This window comes from Streptomyces sp. NPDC006365, from assembly GCF_042870755.1.
GTDB lineage: Bacteria > Actinomycetota > Actinomycetes > Streptomycetales > Streptomycetaceae > Streptomyces > Streptomyces xiangluensis.
The window spans coordinates 546,503-566,643 of record NZ_JBIAHS010000001.1 but is presented as its reverse complement, the minus strand read 5'-3'; the positions used below and the strand labels follow the sequence as shown (position 1 = coordinate 566,643).

At 71.5% G+C, this 20,141-nt stretch carries 13 protein-coding genes and 1 pseudogene; 8 read left to right on the top strand and 6 right to left on the bottom strand.

The annotated features are described in order from the left end of the window. Positions 1–325 precede the first annotated feature (325 nt). Positions 326–868 (bottom strand): metallophosphoesterase family protein, encoded by a 543-nt coding sequence (locus ACFYO0_RS02570; RefSeq protein WP_388669386.1) that lies wholly within the window; start codon positions 866–868, stop codon positions 326–328. A 37-nt stretch (positions 869–905) separates the two neighbouring features. Continuing rightward, a complete protein-coding gene (locus ACFYO0_RS02565; RefSeq protein WP_388669383.1) occupies positions 906–3,392 on the bottom strand; it encodes a SpoIIE family protein phosphatase in 2,487 nt (828 codons plus the stop codon). A 115-nt stretch (positions 3,393–3,507) separates the two neighbouring features. On the opposite strand from ACFYO0_RS02565, the gene ACFYO0_RS02560 reads away from it, so the two are divergent. Further along, positions 3,508–5,667 (top strand): SpoIIE family protein phosphatase, encoded by a 2,160-nt coding sequence (locus ACFYO0_RS02560; RefSeq protein WP_388669380.1) that lies wholly within the window; start codon positions 3,508–3,510, stop codon positions 5,665–5,667. Between the two features lie 109 nt (positions 5,668–5,776). On the opposite strand, the gene ACFYO0_RS02555 is transcribed toward ACFYO0_RS02560, so the two are convergent. After that, positions 5,777–7,123, bottom strand: a complete 1,347-nt coding sequence (locus ACFYO0_RS02555) for a S1 family peptidase (protein WP_388669378.1) — start codon at positions 7,121–7,123, stop codon at positions 5,777–5,779. Between the two features lie 582 nt (positions 7,124–7,705). Between ACFYO0_RS02555 and ACFYO0_RS02550 the strand changes: the two genes are divergently transcribed. From ACFYO0_RS02550 to ACFYO0_RS02535, 4 genes are all read left to right on the top strand, one after another. Continuing rightward, the gene (locus tag ACFYO0_RS02550) at positions 7,706–7,921 is read left to right on the top strand and encodes a hypothetical protein (RefSeq protein WP_033318983.1); all 216 of its coding nucleotides are present in this window, start codon (positions 7,706–7,708) and stop codon (positions 7,919–7,921) included. Between the two features lie 134 nt (positions 7,922–8,055). Next, complete coding sequence (locus ACFYO0_RS02545; protein ID WP_388669374.1) at positions 8,056–8,862, top strand: HlyD family efflux transporter periplasmic adaptor subunit; 807 nt, start codon at positions 8,056–8,058, stop codon at positions 8,860–8,862. Further along, positions 8,859–11,120 carry an NHLP family bacteriocin export ABC transporter peptidase/permease/ATPase subunit gene (locus ACFYO0_RS02540; protein WP_388669371.1) on the top strand — a complete coding sequence of 754 codons (2,262 nt, stop codon included), beginning with the start codon at positions 8,859–8,861 and terminating at the stop codon, positions 11,118–11,120. Before ACFYO0_RS02545 ends, ACFYO0_RS02540 begins: the two co-directional genes overlap by 4 nt. Position 11,121: 1 nt before the next feature. Further along, a complete protein-coding gene (locus ACFYO0_RS02535; RefSeq protein ID WP_388669368.1) occupies positions 11,122–13,959 on the top strand; it encodes an NHLP bacteriocin export ABC transporter permease/ATPase subunit in 2,838 nt (945 codons plus the stop codon). 87 nt (positions 13,960–14,046) lie between these two features. Here ACFYO0_RS02535 and ACFYO0_RS02530 read toward each other — a convergent pair whose 3' ends face one another. Further along, positions 14,047–17,094 carry a helix-turn-helix transcriptional regulator gene (locus tag ACFYO0_RS02530; protein WP_388669366.1) on the bottom strand — a complete coding sequence of 1,016 codons (3,048 nt, stop codon included), beginning with the start codon at positions 17,092–17,094 and terminating at the stop codon, positions 14,047–14,049. Positions 17,095–17,325: 231 nt separating this feature from the next. Here ACFYO0_RS02530 and ACFYO0_RS02525 point away from each other — a divergent pair, with 231 nt between their 5' ends. From ACFYO0_RS02525 to ACFYO0_RS02515, 3 genes and pseudogenes are all read left to right on the top strand, one after another. Beyond that, positions 17,326–17,961, top strand: a complete 636-nt coding sequence (locus ACFYO0_RS02525) for a hypothetical protein (RefSeq protein WP_388669363.1) — start codon at positions 17,326–17,328, stop codon at positions 17,959–17,961. Positions 17,962–17,995: 34 nt separating this feature from the next. Beyond that, positions 17,996–18,751 (top strand): dienelactone hydrolase family protein, encoded by a 756-nt coding sequence (locus ACFYO0_RS02520; RefSeq protein WP_388669360.1) that lies wholly within the window; start codon positions 17,996–17,998, stop codon positions 18,749–18,751. A 94-nt stretch (positions 18,752–18,845) separates the two neighbouring features. Then, positions 18,846–19,130 (top strand): annotated as a pseudogene (locus ACFYO0_RS02515) (recombinase family protein); the annotation flags it as partial. An 87-nt stretch (positions 19,131–19,217) separates the two neighbouring features. Here ACFYO0_RS02515 and ACFYO0_RS02510 read toward each other — a convergent pair. After that, positions 19,218–19,754: an SRPBCC family protein gene (locus ACFYO0_RS02510; RefSeq protein WP_388669357.1), complete on the bottom strand. Its 537-nt coding sequence runs from the start codon at positions 19,752–19,754 to the stop codon at positions 19,218–19,220. Positions 19,755–19,760: 6 nt separating this feature from the next. Further along, on the bottom strand, positions 19,761–20,102 hold the full coding sequence (locus ACFYO0_RS02505; RefSeq protein ID WP_388669354.1) for an ArsR/SmtB family transcription factor: 342 nt from the start codon (positions 20,100–20,102) through the stop codon (positions 19,761–19,763). Between the last annotated feature and the right edge of the window lie 39 nt (positions 20,103–20,141).

Sequence of the window (20,141 nt, the reverse complement as noted above, 5' to 3'; positions counted from 1 at the left end):
CCGGACGCCGTGCCCGGCGCCGTTCTCGCAAGCTCGGCGGAGGTGCCGCGGCACCGCGACTTCGCCGGGCTGAGCACCGTTGAGCGGGACCAACTGCGGCGCCTGCCGGCCGTGTTCGCGCTGCGCGGCGCGCCCCGGCGTACCGGACTGGCGCGGCGGCACCCGGCTCGGCGAGTTGCTGCGGGCCTTCCCAGCCACCACGCCCGAGGCCGAGCCACGCCCGCCGAGCCGATCGGCCTCGTACGGACGGCCGGTCCTTCGCTCGCCAAACGCGCCGTGGCCGCGGCGGCGGCCGTCGCGGTGGTACTCGCCTTTCTGGGGCGGCTCAGGCGCCGTCGCGGGAGTCGGCGCTCAAGACCTCGCGATGACGGGGCGGCAGCCGGTGCAGCGTCACGTCGGTCAGCCGGCCGCCGTCCACGAACGCGGTCATGTACGTGCAGTGCGGCTGGCGGCGGCGGTCGGTGGGTGAGCCGGGGTTGAGCAGGCGCAGGCCGGTGGGTGCCGTGGTGTCCCAGGGGATGTGGCTGTGGCCGAAGACAAGGACGTCGAGGTCGGGGAAGCGGGCGGCGCAACGGCGTTCGCGGCCCGCAGCGGCGCCGGTCTCGTGGACGACGCCGAGGCGCAGGCCGTCCAGTTCGGCACGGGCCACTTCGGGCAGGCGCGCCCTGAGCTCGGGGCCGTCGTTGTTGCCGTACACGCCGATCAGCCGCCGCGACCGGCTTTCCAAGAGGTCGAGGGTGGCCACGTCCACCCAGTCGCCTGCGTGGATCACGACGTCGGCGCGCGGGAGTTCGGCGAGGAGCGGTGCCGGGAGCTCCTTGGCGCGCCTGGGGAGGTGGGTGTCGGACATCAGCAGGAGGCGGAACACGCCTGAAAGCCTAGGGCGGATCACGGCGGCGTACCGCTCAGCTCAGGGCGATCTCGCACCAGACCTGCTTGCCGCCGCTGACCGGGACCGTTCCCCACGCTGCCGACAGGGCCTCGACCAGGAGGATGCCCCGGCCGCCGGTGGCCTCCCAGCCGATGCTGGTGGGCTTGATGGGTGTGCGGGGTGAGATGTCGGCCACCGCTACGCGGAAGCGGTTGTTGATGAAGGTGAGGTCGAGGCGGACCTGGCCGTCGGTGTGGACGAGGGCGTTGGTGACCAGTTCGGAGACGACCAGGAGGATGGCATCGGTCTGCTGGGTGACGCCCCAGGCGCGCAGGGTGCGCTTGGTGAAGCGGCGGGCGTGGCCGACGGCCTGGGGTACGCGCCACACGGTCCAGCTCTCGCGCTCGGGGCGCAGCGCCATGCCGTCGTAGCGCATGAGAAGCAGGGCGACGTCGTCGGAGCGGTTGGCGTAGGTGAGCAGGGCGTCGGCGACGAGACCGAGGTGGGCGGGGTCGGAGGCCGCCATCTGGTCGGACATACGGCGCAGGCCGTCCTCGAGGTCGAGTTCGGCGGACTCGACGAGACCGTCCGTGGTCAGTGCCACCAGCGCGCCGGGCCGTAGCGGTATCTCGGTCATCGGGAATTCGGCCTGGGTGACGACACCGAGCGGGGGTCCGCCCTCTGTGATCACGATCTCGGTGGTGCCGTCCGGGTGGCGCAGGACCGGGGGCAGATGTCCGGCCCGTACGCACCAGGCCGTGCCCTCCTCCAGGTCGACGTCGACGTAGGCGCAGGTGGCGAAGAGATCGGTCTCCATGTCCATGAGCAGCCGGTTGGCGTGCGAGACCACCACGTCCGGGGGGTGGCCTTCGACGGCGTAGGCGCGCAGGGCGGTGCGCATCTGACCCATGAGGGTCGCGGCTCCGGCGTTGTGTCCCTGGACGTCGCCGATGACGAGCCCGACATGGTTGTCGGGCAGCGGGATCACGTCGTACCAGTCGCCGCCCACCTCCAGACCCGCGGTGGTGGGCAGATAGCGGGCGACGGCGACCGCGCCGGGCAGGGTGGGCAGCCGGCGCGGGAGCAGCGTGCGCTGAAGCGTGCCGACGAGTTCGTGTTCGGCGTCGAAGGCGTGGGCGCGCATCAGGGCCTGGCCCGCGAGCCCGGCGGAGGCGGTGAGCAGGGCGCGCTCGTCGGGGCCGAAGTCGTGCGGGGTGTCCCAGCCGATCAGGCAGGCTCCTGCCATGCGTCCGCCGGCCGGCAGCGGCAGGACGGCGAGGCCGCCGGGACCGACGTCGGCGAGCGCGGGTTCCAGCGGTGTCCCGGCGGGCCAGATCGCGGCGCGGCCCTCGCGCAGGGCGGCGGCCAGGGTCGGCATGGTGCGTACGGGCGCGTCGGGCCACTCCGAGCGCCATTCGCTGCGCCACAGCTCGGGCCATGCCTCCGGTTCGGGCGGGTCCAGGACGGTGACGACGAGCCGGTCGCCCTCCAGTTCGGCCAGCGCGATCCGGTCGGCCAGCAGGGGCTGGCGCAGGGCGGTGACGACGGCCTGGCTGACGTCGCGGACGGTGCCCGCGGTGGCGAGGTCGGCGGCGAGGCGCTGGACGCGGCCCACCTCGTTGACGCGGGACCGCAGTTTCGAGGCGTCCGCGACGGTGCCCACGAGCCGGTCCGGTTGCCCGTCCCCCGGAGACAGCAGCCGTCCGCGCAGCCTGAGCCACTTCTGCTCCCCGGTGGGCCGGCGGATACGGAACTCCAGCTCACGGTCGCCGATGGACATGTGGTCAGCCTCGACCACGGACATCAGCGAGGGCAGGTCCTCCGGCACGGTCATGCCCAGCAGCGTCTCGACCTTGCCGTCGAAATCCTCGCGCCCGATGCCGAACAGCTCCAGCGTCTCGTCGTCGACCTCGACGCGCCCGGTGTCCATGGCCAGGCTGAACGAGGTGTGGGGCAGCAGGTCCTCGGCCGTCACGGCGTCCTCGGGCGCGGGCCGGGCTGGCTCCGGGCAGACCATGGCCTCGGCGAGAAGCCCGAGACAGTGCCGGTCCTCGGTGTCGAAGCCGCCGGGGCTGTCGGTCACGGCGATCAGACAGCCGCCGCCATGCGGGCCGGGCGGCAGCGGCAGGGCGGCCAGCGAGAAGTCCCCCACGGACGTCCGCCGGGTGTCGGGGCTGACGGCGAATTCCTCGGGGCCGAACCACAGCGGCTGTCCCAGGCGGTACGACTCCGCCGCGGGCGAGCCGCCGGTCAGCGGATAGCTGTCGCGCACCCCGTACAAGGACCGCGGTACGCCCGCCGACTCGAGCAGGGTGAGCCGGTCGTCCCTGGGCGCGTACACGGCGGCGACGACCGCGCCGCTGAAGACCAGGACCAGCTCGATGACGCTGCGTAGCCGCTCAAACGAACCGGGCTCCGCGTGAAGGGTCTTGAGGGCAAGTTCGGCACGCAGCGTTCGTGTTCTGCGTCCCGCAGCGCCGTCACTGACCACGTCCGCAATTACAGCGCGTCCGGGTCGCATGCGCAGCCCCTACGACGGTACGTGACCGGCGGTCACTGTAGGTGCTCCCTGTGCGGGAACCCCGTACAAGAGGGAGCCTTGACCCTGGGCTGCTTCATGTCTGCCGTGGGAGGAGGTGGTCGGCGTGTCCGATCAAACGTCCGACCAGACGTCCGGGCGGCAGTCGGAGCGCCGTGCGGCGCCGGTCGGCCGGCCGCTGCTCTCGCTGACGCTGGCCGCGATCATGGACGATGTCGGCGCGCACTCCGGCGCGGTCTATCTGCTGGCGCCGGGTGAGCAGGTCCTGGAGATGGCCGTGATGGCCGGTCTGCCGCGGGCCTTCGCGGCGCCCTGGGAGCGGGTGGGGCTGAGCGCGCCGGTCCCGGTGGCCAAGGCGGTGCGCGACCGGCGGCTCGTCTGGGTCGGCGGCGAGGAGGACATGGCCCGCGACTATCCGCGGATCGCCGTGGTCCTGCCCTATCCGTTCGCGCTGGCCGCGGTGCCGGTGGCGACCGAGCGTGCCGTGTACGGGGCGATCTTCGTGACCTGGCCGGGCACGCGCCCGGCGGAACTGTCCGACCGGGAGCGGGACCATCTGACCGCGGCCTGCGGCCGGCTCGCGCTGCGCCTTGAGCGGGCCGCCGAGGAGGGCCACCCGGTGCGCCCCGAACCGGACCTGCTCGCCCCGGCGTCGGCGGCGACCGTGGCGGGGACGCTCGGCGCGGTGGAGGCCGTGCGGATGGTGGCGCGGCTGCCGTACGGGCTGTGCGCGCTCGATCTGCACGGCCGGATCAGCTTCGCCAACGCGGCGGCGGGCGAGCTGCTCGGCCTGCCGGTCAGCGCGCTGCTGGGTTCGCATCTGTGGGCGTGCGTGCCGTGGCTGAACGACCCGCTCTTCGAGGACCGCTACCGTGCCGCTCTGCTGGGCCAGCAGGTGACGTCGTTCGTGGCGCTGCGACCGCCGACGGACTGGCTGTCGTTCCGGCTGTATCCGAGTACGAACGGGCTGAGCCTCAGGATCTCCCGGGCACGGTCGGCGGAGGGGACCGGCCGCACCGGGCAGCGGCCTGCGGACGGCGGCTCGCGTCTCGTCACCATGTCGCACGTCCTGAACCTGTCCGGCGCGCTCACCAAGGCGGTGGGTGTGCAGGACGTGGTGCAGCTGGTCGCGGACGAGATCGCGCCCGCCATCGGCAGCCAGGCGCTGGTTCTCCTCGGCTCCCAGGGCGGCCGACTGCACGTGCTCGGCCACCGTGGCTACCCGGACCCGCACGCCGTGGAGCGGTTCGACGGGATGTCGCTCACCGCGCAGTCGCCCGGGGTGCACGCGCTGTCCAGTGGGGTGCCCGCGTTCTTCGAGTCCCGCCGGCAGATGGAGCGGCTCTATCCGGAGCAGTACGCGACACAGGACGGCATGGCGGCTTGGGCGTATCTGCCGCTGATCGCGTCGGGCCGTCCGGTGGGCACCTGTGTCCTCGCGTACGCCGAGCCGCATCACTTCCCCGCCGACGAGCGTGCCGTGCTGACCAGCATGAGCGGGCTGATCGCGCAGGCGCTGGAGCGGGCACGGCTGTACGACGTGAAGCACCAGCTGGCGCACGGTCTGCAGGCGGCCCTGCTGCCGCCCTCGCTGCCGTCGCTGCCCGGTATCGAGGCGGCCGCCCGGTATCTGCCCGCCACCCGTGGCATGGAGATCGGCGGTGACTTCTACGACCTGGCGCCGACGCCCGGCGGGGCCGTGGCGGTGATCGGGGACGTGCAGGGCCACAACGTCACGGCAGCCGGGCTGATGGGACAGATCCGGACCGCCGTACGCGCGTACACGACCGTCGGCCAGCCGCCCGAGGAGGTCATGAGCAGCACCAACCGGCTGCTGATGGACCTGGGCAGCGAGCTCTTCGCGAGCTGTGTGTATCTGCGTCTGGACCCCGCGCACGGCCAGGCCGTGATGGCCCGGGCCGGGCATCCGCCGCCCCTGCTGAGAAGGCCCGACGGGCAGGTGCGGGTGCTCGATCTGGCCGGCGGGCCGCTGCTCGGGATCGACGAGGCGGCCACGTATCCGACGACTCAGGTGTCGCTCGCCCCCGGGTCCGTACTCGCCCTCTACACCGACGGGTTGATCGAGTCCCCCGGTGCCGATATCGAGGAGGCGCTGGCCCGTCTCGCGGGGCGGCTCACCGAGATCGGCGACCATCCGCTGGAGGAGCTGGCCGACGCGCTGGTACGGCACAGCGGGACGGAGCGGGAGCGGGTCGACGACGTGGCGCTGCTGCTGCTCCGCGCGCGCGACGGCTGACGGCCGCACGCCACCCTCACATACACGCGGGGTGGCCCGGCCCTCCCGCCGGAGAGCCGGACCACCCCACCATGGCCGTTCTGCGCGTACGGCCGAAATCTACGAAGCGTCAGCCGGTCAGGCCCGCGATCACACCGGCTTCTTCGTCGGCACCGGCTTCTTCACCAGCGCCCGCTTCCTCACCAGCGCCCGCTTCCTCACCAGCGCCCGCTTCCTCACCAGCGCCGGCCTCTTCACCAGCGCCGGCCTCTTCACCAGCGCCCGCTTCCTCACCGGCACCGGCCTCTTCACCAGCGCCCGCGCCACCGGCACCAGCCTCTTCACCGGCACCGCCGCCGGCTCCGCCGTCGCCGATCGTCGCGCCGACCGCCTCCAGGGCGGTGGTGACCGGCTGGAAGAAGGTCTCGCCGCCGACGGTGCAGTCGCCGCTGCCGCCGGAGGTCAGGCCGATCGCGCTGTTCTCGTTGAACAGCGAGCCGCCGCTGTCACCGGGCTCGGCGCAGACGTCGGTCTGGATCAGACCGGTGACCGTGCCCTCCGCGTAGTTCACGGTGGCGTTGAGGGCGGTGACCGTGCCGGAGTCCTGGCCGGTGGTGCTGCCCATCCGGGTGACCGGCATACCGACCTCGGCCTCTGCGGCCTGCGCGATGTCGACCTGCTCGCCGCCGAGGTTCACCGTGCTGGGCGCCTCGGTGGCCGGGTCGTCGTAGTCGACGAGCGCGAAGTCGCCCTCACCGGGGAACGTGGCGGTGGCGGCGTCCGTCGTGCCGATCGGCGCGCCACCCTCCTCCTCCGACCACTCGGCGGCCGCGACACCACAGTGACCCGCTGTCAGGAAGGCGGGGTCACCCTCCGAGTTGGTGACGTTGAAGCCGAGCGAGCAACGCGAACCGCCACCGAAGATGGCGTCGCCGCCCGCGGCGAACGTCTTGAACTCACCGGCGGACCTCTTGACGGACGCCATGTCCGAGCCGAGCGACTTGACCGTCGACTCCACCTGGTCCCAGTTCGAGCCCGTGACCGTGCTGTCGGCGGTGACCTGGATCTTGTTGGTCTTGGGATCCATGGCCCAGGCGGTGCCGGGGACAGCGGCCTTGGTCTTCAAGGTCTGCTCGGCGGCCGCGAGTTCGGCCAGGCTGTTGTCGACCTGCTGTACAACCGCGCCGGCCTGCTCGCCCACGATGACGTTGTTGTTGTCGCCGACGACGTTGATGATGAGCTGCTGCTTGTCGCCGTCGTACCACGAGCCGGCGAACGCTTCACCGAGCTGCGAGGCCAGTTGTGAGGCGAGGTCCTGGGCCTCCGCGGCCTTCACCGTCTTGGGGGCGGCGGTGCTGTCCGTTCCCTCGTCCTGGGACGCCATCGCGTTGGGCAGGATCAGTGCCGCCGCTCCGAGCGCCGCCACGCTGCCCGCTGCTATGACGGCCTTGCGCTTTGGTGTTCGCTTGTGACTCAAGTTCCTGACCTCCTGTGGGGACGGGGTCCGCGCTGCCGCTAGGCAGCTGATGGCGGCGCCTGGATGCCGACTGGTACGGATGCGGCGCGTGGGGTGTTCAACTCCCTTGGCGAACTTCCTCGTTCACTCGCCCTCCGCCACCGCGAAGTAACAGCGCGTTCGCGTCAGAGACCGGAATCCCGGCTTCAGGAAATCTGCACACCGATTACGCAGCCGGGTCACGGCGGGTGGTGAATCTGCACAGCGGACCGGCGGCTGCCGCCTCATTGGTTCGGGAGTGTCTGTTTCGCCAGTACGTCCGCAAGGGCATCGGAGCGATCACACCGGGGATCGTGTGAAGAAGTCGCCACCGAGCCGTGCGCAGGTGTGCACGGTTGGGCTTCTGTCGGCCGCAAATGCCCTGATCACATGGGCCGTTGATTGGAAGCGCGGCGCGGCAGCGTGCTTTGATCCATCGCACCGCAGGGTCACCCCACGGTTCCCGGCAACGGGTGCCCGGGCCTTGCGGACGCGGCCGACCATCTGTCCCCCAGAGGGGGCCGCTCCCCCCTTGTGAATATCAATAGGAAGGGAAGTTCCCACATGAACTCCACCCCCCAGGTCGAGACCGTCGAGATCTCGGACGCCGACCTCGACACCGTCTCCGGCGGCCTGTCCGTCAACGCCCTGGGCACCGTCACCGGCGCGCTGGACTCCGTTGCCCCGGTCTCGGGCATCGTTGACACCGCCGTCGGCACCGTCGAGGGTGCGACCGGCCTCAACACGGCCCCGGTCACCAGCCTGGTCGCCGGTCTCTGATCGCATCAGCGTGCCGTGAGTCCCGGAACCGTGCGCCGGTTCCGGGGCTTCCGGATGCCGTGAACCAGTCGGCAATGCGGCAGCCGTTCATTGATCCCGTACGTCCTGTCGTCCGCAGGTGAGGGAAAGTCCCCGTGCAGTTCCGCCAACAGGCCCTCGCCAAGCTCCAGTCACCGGAGGAGCTCGACCTTCCGGTGCGCTTCGCCCGCCCGCAGGGCTGGCTCGTGCTGTCCGTGACGGTCGTCGTGATGGCCGCCGCCTCCGTCTGGGCCGTCACGGGGTCCGTCGCCTCCACGGTGACCGCGCCCGCCATCCTCACGCACGGGCAAGGCAGTTACGTTCTGCAGAGCCCGGTCTCCGGCCAGGTCACCGCGGTCCTCGCCAAGCAGGGCGAGCGGATCGGCGCCGACGCCCCCGTACTCAAGGTACGTACGGCGAAGGGCGAGACGGTCGTGCGCGCCGTCGCCGCGGGCCGGGTCAACGCGCTCGCCGCCACGATGGGCGCCATCATCCAGACCGGCGCGAACGTCGCCTCCGTCGAGAAGGTCGCAGGCGCCAAAGACCCGCTGTTCGCGACGGTGTACGTGCCCGCCGAGAACGCCGCCACCATTCCCGACGACGCGGCCGTGGACCTCACCGTCCAGTCCGTGCCGACACAGGAGTACGGCGTACTGCGCGGCCAGGTGAAGAAGGTCGACCGGAACGCCCAGACGCCGCAGCAGATCACCGCCTTCCTCGGCGACAGCCAACTGGCCGAGCAGTTCACCAAGGACGGCCGGCCGGTGGCCGTACTCGTCCGCCTCGACCGTTCGTCCGGCACGAAGTCCGGCTACAAGTGGTCGTCCACGGAGGGCCCGCCGTTCCGGCTCGACTCCATGACCATGGCCTCCGGCTCGATCCGGATGGCCGACGAGCGCCCGATCGATTGGCTGCTGCCGTGACCGCCCCCCAGGAAACCGGCACCGGCACCGATCGGTCCGAACTCCCACCGCCCGTACGGGGACGACGCCGCGCCGCGCCGCCGAAGCGCACCGTCCCCAAGGGCCGCCGCAAGACCGTCCGCACGCCCACGGTCCTCCAGATGGAGGCCGTGGAGTGCGGCGCCGCCTCCCTCGCCATGGTGCTCGGCCACCACGGGCGGCACATCCCGCTCGAAGAACTGCGCATCGCCTGCGGTGTCTCGCGGGACGGCTCGCGGGCCAGCAACCTGCTGAAGGCGGCGCGCAGCTACGGCCTCACCGCCAAGGGCATGCAGATGGACACGGCGGCGCTCGCCGAGGTGCGCGCCCCGGCGATCCTGTTCTGGGAGTTCAACCACTACGTCGTCTACGACGGCATGGGGCGCCGCTTCGGCCGGCGCGGGGTGCACATCAACGACCCCGGCAAGGGCCGCCGTTTCATCCCCATGGAGGACTTCGACACCAGCTTCACCGGTGTCGTCCTGGTCATGGAGCCGGGTCCTGACTTCGAGAAGGGCGGCCGCAAACCGGGTGTCCTGGGCGCCATGCCGGCCCGGCTGCGCGGGACTTCGGGCACCATGCCCGCCGCAGTGCTGGCGAGTCTGCTGCTGGTGGCAGTCGGGGCCGCGGTCCCCGCGCTCAGCCGTACGTACATCGACATGTTCCTGATCGGCGGGCAGACCTCGCTGCTCACCGTGCTGTTCGCCTCGATGGGCGCGACCGTGCTGCTCACGGTCGTGCTGACCTGGCTGCAGCAGGCGAACCTGCTGCGCGGGCGCATCATCTCCTCGACGCTGAGCAGCGCGAAGTTCCTGCGGCATCTGCTGCGGCTGCCCGTCACGTTCTTCGCCCAGCGCAGTCCGGCCGACCTGGTGCAGCGGCTCCAGTCGAACGACGCGGTGGCCGAGACGCTGGCCCGGGATCTCGCGGCGGCGGGCGTGGACGCGGTCGTGGTGGTGCTGTACGCGGTCCTGCTCTACACCTACGACCCGCAGCTCACAGCCGTGGGCATCGGGGTCGCGCTGCTCAACCTGGTGGCGATGCGGGTGGTGATCCGGCTGCGGGCGACGCGTACCGCCAAGCTGCGCGCGGACAGCGCACGGCTCACCAACACGGCGTACACCGGGCTGCAGTTGATCGAGACGATGAAGGCGACCGGCGGTGAGGACGGCTACTTCCGCAAATGGGCCGGGCAGCACGCCACCACGCTCGAAGAGCAGCAGCGGCTCGGTGTGCCGAGCGCCTGGCTGGGTGTGGTCGCGCCGACGCTGGCGACGCTCAACAGCGCACTGATCCTGTGGATCGGCGGAATGCGGGCCGTGGAGGGCCACATATCCGTCGGTCTGCTCGTGGCGTTCCAGGCGCTGGTGACCCGCTTCACCGCGCCGATCACCCGCCTCAACGGCGTCGCGGGCCGCATCCAGGACTTCGCCGCCGACGTCGCACGCCTGAAGGACGTCGAGAACTTCGCGGCGGACCCCCTCTACTCACGCCCGGGCGCCGGCGACAGCACCCGGCGGCTGCACGGCCATGTGGAGCTGGAGAACATCACGTTCGGCTACAGCCCGCTCGACAAGCCGCTGCTGTCCGGCTTCTCACTGACGGTCGGGCCGGGGCAGCAGGTGGCGCTCGTCGGCGGTTCCGGCAGCGGCAAGTCGACCGTGTCCAGGCTGATTTCAGGTCTCTACGCTCCCTGGGAGGGCGTCATCCGGATCGACGGACAGCGGCTGGAGGACATCCCCCGTGGCGCGCTCGCCGCCTCCGTGTCCTTCGTCGACCAGGACGTCTTCCTCTTCGAGGGCACGGTCCGCGACAACATCGCACTGTGGGACCCCTCGGTCCCGGACGACGCCGTGGTCGCGGCGCTCCAGGACGCGGCGGTGTACGACGTCGTCATGCGCCGCCCCGGTGGCATCCACAGCAAGGTCGAGCAGGACGGCCGCAACTTCTCCGGCGGCCAGCGCCAACGCCTGGAGATCGCACGGGCGCTGGTGCGCAGGCCCAGCATCCTCGTCCTCGACGAGGTGACGAGCGCCCTGGACGCGGAGACCGAGCAGATCGTGATGGACAACCTGCGCAAGCGCGGCTGCGCCTGCGTGGTGATCGCACACCGGCTCAGCACCGTGCGCGACAGCGACGAGATCGTGGTCCTCCAGCACGGCACGATCGTGGAGCGCGGGCGTCACGACGCCCTGGTGGCGGCCGGCGGCCCGTACGCCGAACTGGTCAGGGAGCGCTGAGATGACCTCCGTACCCGACCAGCACCAACAGCCGGTCGCCGACGGCGACTACGTGCTCGCCGCGCTCGGCGGCATGGGCACCCCGGTCGACGGCTCCGGCCTCACCCGCCTGGACCTCGAAGGGCCGCACGTGCTGTGGCTCGTCGCCTCCGGCGCCATGGACCTCTTCGCGGTCGACGCGGTCCAGCAGGGCCACTGGCACCACCTCGGCCGCCTCGAAGCGGGCACACTGCTGCTCGGCCCGGTCGCGGGACCGCAGCACGGCCTGGTCGGCAGGCCCCTGCGCGAGTGCGTACTGCGCCGTATCGAAATGCGCGAGCTGTACCAGCCGCCGCAGACCGAGACATGGACGTACGACCCCTACGGCAACCCCGTGTTCGTACCCCCGGCCACCAGCCCCCTGGAGTACGCCCTCTCCCTGGGTGTCGGCCGGGGCCTGGCCATCCTCTTCGAGGCGCCCCTCGCGACCGAGCGGGGCGCGGCCCTGACCGACGACGACATCCTGTGGATGCAGGTGCCGCCTGGCAGTGTGCAGTACGGGTCCGTGTACGGCGCCGAGGCCGCGGCCGATCTGCTGGTGGACCCGGCGATGTGGCAGGCCATGGTCGACCAGCAGTACCGGCTGCTCGCCACCCTCGACCGCTGGATCGAGCAGCTGGAACGCACCCATGAGGACCGTACGGCCGAGGGCATCAAGGCCGGTGAGGAGGTCCGTGCCCGGGCCGACCGCACCCTGATCGCCTCCATCTCCAAGCGCTCGGGATCGACCGGGCCCGCGGCGGACGCCGACGCCACCTACGCCGCCTGCAAGCTCGTCGCCCGCGCTGCCGGGCTCGCGCTCGCGGACCCCGCGCAGAGCGGCACGGAGAGCGACCGCCTCGACCCCGTCGAGCGGATCGCGCTCGCCTCCCGCGTCCGCACCCGGGCCGTACGCCTGGACGGGCGCTGGTGGCGCGACAACATCGGTCCGCTGGTCGGCCACCGGGCCGCGTCCGGCGCCCCGGTCGCGCTGCTGTGGCGGCGCGGCGGCTATGTGGCCGTGCACCCGAGCGGTCGTGAGACACCGGTCGAGAAGGCCAATGTGGCGGAGTTCGAGCCGCGCGCCGTCATGTTCTACCGGCCGCTGCCCGAACGCCGGTTGGGCCCGCTCGGTCTGCTGCGGTTCAGCCTCCGCGGCACCGGCGGCGATCTGCGCAATCTCGCGCTCAGCGGACTTGTCACGGTGGCGCTGGGCGCGCTGGTGCCGATCGCGACCGGGCAGGTGCTCGGGGTCTATGTGCCGAAGGCCCAGGAGAACCTGATCGTGCAGTTCTGTCTGGCCATCATGATCGCCAGTGTGGTGTCGGCGGCGTTCATGCTGATGCAGAACCTCACGATCCTGCGGGTGGAGGGACGTATCGAGGCCACGCTCCAACCCGCCGTGTGGGACCGGCTGCTCAGGCTGCCCACGAAGTTCTTCACCGCGCGCTCGACCGGCGAACTGGCCAGCGCCGCCATGGGCATCAGCTCGATGCGCCGCATGATGGCGGGCATCGGCCCGGTCGTCGTCCAGGCGGGCACGGTCGGCCTGATGAACCTCGTCCTGCTGCTCGTGTACAGCGTCCCGATGGCGCTGGCCGCGATCGGCATGCTCGTCGTGATCGCCGCGGTGTTCCTCGGGCTCGGACTGTGGCAGGTGCGCTGGCAGCGCCGCCTTGTCGTGCTGAGCAACAAGCTCAACAACCAGGCGTTCCAGACGCTGCGGGGCCTGCCCAAGCTGCGGGTCGCGGCGGCCGAGAACTACGCGTACGCGGCCTGGGCGGGCGAGTTCGCCCGCAGCCGTGAGCTGCAGCAGCGGGTCGGGCGGATCAAGAACCTCAACACGGTGCTGGGCGCGGTGTATCTGCCGCTCAGCTCGCTGATCATCTTCATGCTGCTGGCGGGACCGGCACGCGGGTCGATGTCGGCCGGCGCCTTTCTGACCTTCACCACCTCGATGACCATGCTGCTGACCTCGGTGACCCAGCTGACCGGTGCGTTCGTCTCGGCGGTCGCCGCGCTGCCGATGTTCGAGGAGATCAAGCCGGTCCTCGACGCGACGCCCGAGGTCCGTGTGGCGAGCACCCGCCCCGCCGCGCTGTCCGGCGCCATCGAGGCCAAGAAGCTGTCCTTCCGGTACACCGACGACGGCCCGCTCGTTCTCGACGACGTGTCCTTCGCGATCCGGCCGGGCGAGTTCGTGGCGATCGTCGGTCCCAGCGGCTGCGGCAAGTCCACCCTCCTGCGCCTGCTCATCGGCTTCGACAAACCGGTCTCGGGCAGCGTCCTGTACGACGGTCAGGACCTGGCCGCACTCGACCAGTCGGCCGTACGCCGTCAGTGCGGTGTCGTACTCCAGCACGCGCAGCCGTTCACCGGCTCGATCCTGGACTGCATCTGCGGCACCGAGCCGTACACACCCGAAGAGGCCATGGCCGCCGCCGAGATGGCCGGACTCGCCGAGGACATCAAGCGCATGCCGATGGGCCTGCACACCATCGTCTCCGGCAGCGGCGCGATCTCAGGCGGCCAGCGCCAACGGCTGATGATCGCCCAGGCACTGATCCGCCGGCCGCGCATCCTCTTCTTCGACGAGGCCACCAGCGCCCTCGACAACGAGACGCAGCGCCGGGTCATCGAGAGCACCCACGCGCTCAACGCCACACGTGTCGTGATCGCGCACCGGCTGTCGACCGTGCTGGACGCGGACCGCGTCCTCGTCATGTCCGAGGGGCGCGTGGTGCAGCAGGGCCCGCCCGCACAACTGCTCGCCGATACGAGCGGGCGGCTGCACGAGCTGGTACGACGACAGATGGCCTGAGCGACGCCGAAGTCCCGTACGAGCGCTGCGGGCTCGGGCACTGGGGCACGTTCCTCCGGGGCGGTCGGGCGCCGGCGCGCCCCGGAGTCACTGCCCGTGCGCGTAATGGCGAGCCAGGGCGCGCAGGGCGGCCCTGCTGTTCCGACCGGTGCGGTCGCGAAGACTCGCCAGGTGCTTTTCGACGGTGCGTGGCGAGAGGAAGAGCTGCTCGGCGATCTCCTGATTGCCGAGCCCCCGGCCGAGCAGGCGCAGCACCTCGAACTCCCGGGCGGTCACCCCCGTCCGCCGCAGCTCCTGCGGAATCGTGTCGTGGCCCTGTCGGCGGCGGGCAACGGGAGAGCCCGCTTCCCGCAGCAGGGCGCGGCAGGCTGCCGACACCCGTGTCGTGCCCCGGTCGTGGAAGAAGTGCTCGGCGGCGCGCAGCCACTCGACGGGCCTCCCCCAGTTGTCGGTGAACGCCGCCTGAGCGCCCAGGCGCAGACACAAGTGGCGGGCCAGGGGTATGGCGTCTGTCCCGGCCAGGGCCTCCTCAGCCGCCTTGGCGGCCTCGGCGGCCCGGCCTTCGCGGCCCAGCAGCACGGCCCGGGACCAGCCGACGAAGGGCCGGTCCCAGTGGGCCTCGGTGAGCCGGCTCGCGACGGCTCCGTCCAGCTCCGCCCAGCCGGCCGCGCCCCGTGCGGTACGCAGCAGCAGGTACGGACCCAGGAAACCGGTGACCCCCCGGGTGCTGGGCAGTGCACGCATGACCTGGTCAGCCTCGGTGAACTCGGCCATCGCCCGGTCGTGTTCCTCCCTCAGCAGGGAGCAGACGCCCCGGGCCCAGCCCCATACGGAGGTGTCGGCGTAGCCCCAGACCGCTCCGGCGCTCCCTCCGGCCAGTGCGCTCTCGAGGACGTGCAGCGCGGCCTGGAGCTTCTCCCGCTCCCCACGGACGGCGGCGATGATGGCGTCCACTCCGGCACCGAGCAGCTCCACTTCGTGCAGCCGCAGTCTGCGAGCCGTCGCCCGGAGCCGCCGGGCGGAATCCGCGGCCGCGCCCAGGTCGTCGCGCAGCACATGGGCGAGCGTCAGATGCATGTCGGCCCAGGCCGTCATCAGCACCGCGCCGGTCTCGTCGGCCGCCTTCCGCGCGGCCAGCAGCCGCTCGGTCCCGGTGAAGCGGACCCGGTCGAGGGCGCCGAGTTCCAGCAGGCCGCGTATCCGCCAGACCGGCAGCCCGTGGGTCTCGGCCGTGGCCACCAGGCGCTCGAACACCGTTTCCGCCTCGGCCAGGTCCCGGGGCCTCAGGCAGTACCCCAGCATGTTCAGCGCCTTGCAGCTCACTTCCGGCAGACCGACCGCCTCGGCGGTCGCCACGGCCCCTTCGGCCAGGGCCCTGGCGCTCTCCAGCCGGTCCGGGCGCTGCGAGTTGAGCACCAGGTGCGCGGCGACCGCGTCCAGGGCCGCGCGGGACGCCGGGTCGGGCTCTGCGCCGAGCAGCTCCCGCGCCCGCCGGACGGCGGTCAGTCCCTCCTCCCAGCGCTGGACGGTGGCCGCGGCCCCGGCCTGCGTCAGGAAACCCGCGGCACGCCGGGCGGGCGGCGCGCCCCACGCGGTCAGAATGCGGTCCAGCCGGTCGCCGAGCTCCGGGACCCGCTGGACGTCGCCCGTGAGGACGAGTGTCCTCAGCAGTTCCTCCAGCAGCCGGGCCACGGACTCGGGCGGGGCGTCCGTGGCGTCGGCGGTCAACTCCAGCCCCCGGTCGAGGAGTTCCACCGCGGTCAGCAGGGCGCCCCGCTGGACCGCCTGCCGGCCGGCCCGGGTGAGCAGTACGGCCGCCCGTGGCCGCTGCCCGCCGGCGACGCACAGCTCCGCGGCCAGGCGATACAGGTCGTCGCCCGAGTCACCGCCGATCAGACCGTGAGTCTCCCCGGGCCGGCCTGCGCCTCCCGTCCCCTGCTCCGCCGCGTCGGCGGACTCGGTCGCGTGGCTCGCGTGGGCGGACTCGATGGCGTCGGCGGCGGCGAGACAGAGCGCCGCCCGCTCCGCGGGCAGCAGCCTGTGGGCGATGGCATCGGCGGTCAGGGCGTGGCGGAAAACGTGCCAGCCGGGCTCCTCCACGGTGGGGCCGTGGGTGGTGCCGTCGGCAACCAGGTGGGCGCGTGCCGCGTGCCTCAGCTGGCGGAGTGCCGTCGTCCGGTCGAGCCCGGCGACACGGGCGGCGATGTCCACGGGGAAGCGCCTGCCCAGGACAGCCGCCGCTTCCAGGAGCGCGACTCCGGGCGGTTCCAGGTGGTCCACGCGCTGGAGGACGGCGGCGGCGACCGTCGCGGGTACTCCGGCGTTCAGCGCGCCGGTCACCGTCCAGCCGGCGCCCTGCCGCTGAACGAGGTCGCCGCTGTCGACCATGGCTCGCAGCAGTTCCTCCACTACGAAGGGGACGCCGTCGGAGACGGCGTGCAGGCGGTCCAGTACGGCCGCCGGTACCTTGTCGGCGTCGTCGTGGCCCAGACAGCGGGCGGCCAGTTCCGCCGTATGGGCGGGCCCGAGGCGGGCCAGGCGCAGTGTGCGGGCCGCACGGCGGGACGCCGCGGCTTCGGCGAGGTCGAGGGCGGGCCCGGGCCCACCGCGCAGGGTGGCCAGCAGGACGGCCCGCTGGCCGGGAAGGTTGTCCGTGAGGTAGTCGACGATGGTCAGTGTGTCAGCGTCCGCGTCGTGCAGGTCCTCCAGCACCAGAACGCAGCCACGGGTGCGTCCGAGAACCCCCAGGAGCCGCAGCACCGCCTCCGCGTAGCCCACCAGCGGCGCACCGTCCTGCGGCGCCAGTCCGCACAGCCGCGACAGCAGCGGCTCGTAGGGGCCCAAGTCCCCGTCCGCGGGCGCCCCTTCACCGCGCAGTCCGGAGAACACGGCCTCCGCCAGCGGGCGCAGTGGCACCGCGCGCCCGGCGGACGCGGCCCGCCCGCGCAACACCCGTAACCCGGTGCGTACGGCTGTGGCTGCTGCGTCCTCGACGAGGCGCGACTTGCCGATGCCCGGCTCGCCCAGCACGAACACCGACGAGCCCCGCCCTTCGCCCGCCGACCGGCCTGCCTCGGTCAGAAGGTCCAGTTCCGGTCCTCTGCCGACCAGCGTCGGTGACGACAACGACGACACTCAGGCCCCCTGTGCCCTCTTCCGGGATGCCCCGGCCGCCCCCTCGAATACTCCTTCGAGTTCATACAGCCTAGTACCCACGCGTCACAGGGGCCGCACAACTAGATGGGGGCCCTTCCCCCATGTCCGCGGCCAAGGCGCACGGCACGCTCTTCTCCAGCAGGTAGGGGGGACAGGGCATGTCCGGGGGACATGCCCTGCTGCTGTTCTTTCTTCGATGGGGGGTTCCCAATGCCTTCAAGGTCTTCGGTTCTGGTCACCGCCGGGCTTCTGGGTGTGGTCCTGTGCGGATGCTCGTCGCTCACCGGAAGCTCGGAAGGGGGTGCCGGCACGTCGCCGTCGCAGGGTGCGGCAGCGGACGGGCCGGAGGTGCCGGAGTCCGTCCTGGACCTGGAGCGGGTGTGCACGGACGGGCTCGGCTACTCGGGGATGCCCGCATACGACCGCACGAAGAAGACCGTGCACCCGGCGATGCTCATGAACAACCCCGGCGACAGCTGGTCGCAGTTCGAGCCGCCCGCCGGAGACTTTCCCAGGGGCTGGTTCCTCGGCTACTCGGACAAGCCGGCCGACGCCGAGCTGGTCGTCTGCCTCGAGCGCACCAAGGCGACCCCGACCGGCAAGGTGTGCGACATGGAGACCGATGACGGCAAGCCGCTGAAGATACGCACGTACAACACCTCGTACCGGCTGAGCGTCGTCGAGGCGCGCACGGGCGACGAGCTGTACAAGCACACCGGTGAGGCCCAGTCCGACGAGTGCCCGGTGTATATCTTCACCTCGGAGGGTGAGGACAAGGACAAGTACTACAACGAAGTGCGGCCCAAGGACTACCGCAAGCGGGTCCAGCCCTTCATCGCGCCGTAAGCCGTCCCGCCCCCACCCTCCCCTGGAGGACAGCGTGCCCGCCACGACCACCACCGTCGATCTCACCGAGTTCAGCGCCGCCCTCGGCGGCTCCCGTCACCTCAGAGGCCATCTCACCCGACCCACCGGGCCGGGCCCCTGGCCCGGCGTCGTCGTGATCCATGAGGCGCTGGGCGTCAATGACGTGATGCACCGCCAGGCAGAGCGGCTGGCGAGTGCCGGGTACCTCGTCCTCATGCCCGACCTGTTCACCGACGGAGGGGCCGTACGCTGCCTGGTGCCGACCTTCCGGGCCGCCCTGTCCGGACGCGGCCGAGCCTTCCATGACATCGAGGCGGCCCGTACCCACCTCGCCCGGGATCTCGACTGCACCGGGCGGATCGGCGTCATCGGCTTCTGCATGGGCGGTTCCTTCGCCCTCCTCGCCGTGAGCGGTGGCGACTTCGACGCCGCCTCCGTCAACTACGGCCGCCTGCCGAAGCATCTCGAACGGGCGCTCACCGGTTCCTGCCCCGTCGTCGCGAGTTACGGAGCCCGCGACCGGACACTGAAGGGCGCGGCCTCCGGTCTGGAGGCATCGCTCGACCGGCTCGGCGTCGTCCACGACGTCAAGGAGTATCCGGAAGCCGGGCACTCCTTCCTGAACGACGCCGAGGTCGGGCCACGCGCGCTGCGTCCGCTGATGCGTGTCGCCGGAATCAGGCCGCACCCGGAGTCCGCCGTCGATGCCTGGCGACGCATCGACGGCTTCTTCGCCACGCACCTCAAGGCGGAAAGCCGGGAGGCCTGATCGACCGAGGTGGCGTCGAAGGATCTTCACCCGCTGGTCCGCAAGATCGGGTAAGTGAGCGTAGCCATGTATGGGTGAGTGTCGTTGTCAGAGCGTGAATTTGACGGAATGGGCGAAGACGCAGGGCGTGCATCCGCAGACCGCGTATCGCTGGTTTCGTGAGGGAACGTTGCCGGTACCGGCTCAGCGGGTCGGGCCGCGCACGATCCTGGTGAACATCGAGACCCACGCCGCTGCGGAAGCGGTGGACGGGCTGGGTCTGTATGCCCGCGTCTCCTCGCACGACCAGAAGGGTGATCTGGAACGGCAGTTGGCCCGGCTGTCTGCGTGGGCGGCCAAGGCCGGCGGCAAGGTCGTCCGGGCCGAGTCCGAGATCGCGTGGCCCAGCACTACCGGGACGCCCGCGGCTGCGCCGCTGGCCGGGCCTGAGTGACGCGCACTCGTGTACCGGCGGTAGCCGACAGGGTCAGCTCGCGTCGTCCATGCCGGGTACCGGAGCGCCCGACGGGACTCCGGCACCGACGTAGCCGCGGTAGAACTCGTGCCACTGCGGGGTGTCACCGGCGTGCGGCCCCTCGAACCGTTCGCCGCGGGCCCATGCGTCGAGGGCCATGAGGCAGACCTCCCAGCCGGCGCCGTTGCGGGCAGCCGTGTTCTCCTCCACCAGCACGTTGGTGAGCGTGAAGCGTGTGCGCTTCTCATCCAACTCCTCGAGGTCGAAGTGCAATTCGTCGTCGCCCCAGCTGAAGGAGAGGTGCCGGGGTGCGTCGACGGCAAGTACCCGGCCCGTCGAGTCCTCCAGGTTCGGGTCACCGCTGAACCTGACCGTACCGCCGGCCCGCAGCTCGATCTCGGCGCGGGACGGGAACCAGTGAGCCAGCTCGTCCGCGTCGGTCACGAACTGCCAGACGCGGTCGATGGGGTGGTCGTAGACGCGGGTGAATCGGACGGCCGGGCGGCCGTCGTCCAGGGTGAGGTAGGTGCCGGTGAGTTCGGCGGACATGGTGGCTCAGTCCTTCGGTGAGGAGTCCTCGGCGTCGTCCGGCGGTTCATCGAGGCGTCGGCCCAGCGCGTCGAGGCTTTCGTCCCACAGCTTCCGATAAGGGGCGAGCCAGGCGTCGAGCTCGGCGATGGGCGCCGGTTCGAGTGCGTACACCCGCCGCTGCGCGTCCTGCCGTACGCGCACCAGGCCCGCGTCGCGCAGCACCTTCAGGTGCTTGGACGTGCTCGGCTGGCTCAGTCCGCACGCTTCGACGATCTCCCCTACGGGCCGTGGCCGCTCCAGCAGCAGGCCGACGATGGCCCGCCGGTGCGGGTCGGCGAGTGCGGTCCACGGGGAGGCGTCGGACATGTATTCAATATGCCCCGACAGTTATATGCCCGTCAAGGC

Bases quoted from the DNA above. Each gene is read 5' to 3' on its own strand.
- ACFYO0_RS02565 (WP_388669383.1), bottom strand. From the start codon at position 3,392: ATGCGACCCGGACGCGCTGTAATTGCGGACGTGGTCAGTGACGGCGCT.
- ACFYO0_RS02550 (WP_033318983.1), top strand. From the start codon at position 7,706: ATGAACTCCACCCCCCAGGTCGAGACCGTCGAGATCTCGGACGCCGAC.
- ACFYO0_RS02535 (WP_388669368.1), top strand. From the start codon at position 11,122: ATGACCTCCGTACCCGACCAGCACCAACAGCCGGTCGCCGACGGCGAC.
- ACFYO0_RS02525 (WP_388669363.1), top strand. From the start codon at position 17,326: ATGCCTTCAAGGTCTTCGGTTCTGGTCACCGCCGGGCTTCTGGGTGTG.
- ACFYO0_RS02510 (WP_388669357.1), bottom strand. From the start codon at position 19,754: ATGTCCGCCGAACTCACCGGCACCTACCTCACCCTGGACGACGGCCGC.
- ACFYO0_RS02505 (WP_388669354.1), bottom strand. From the start codon at position 20,102: ATGTCCGACGCCTCCCCGTGGACCGCACTCGCCGACCCGCACCGGCGG.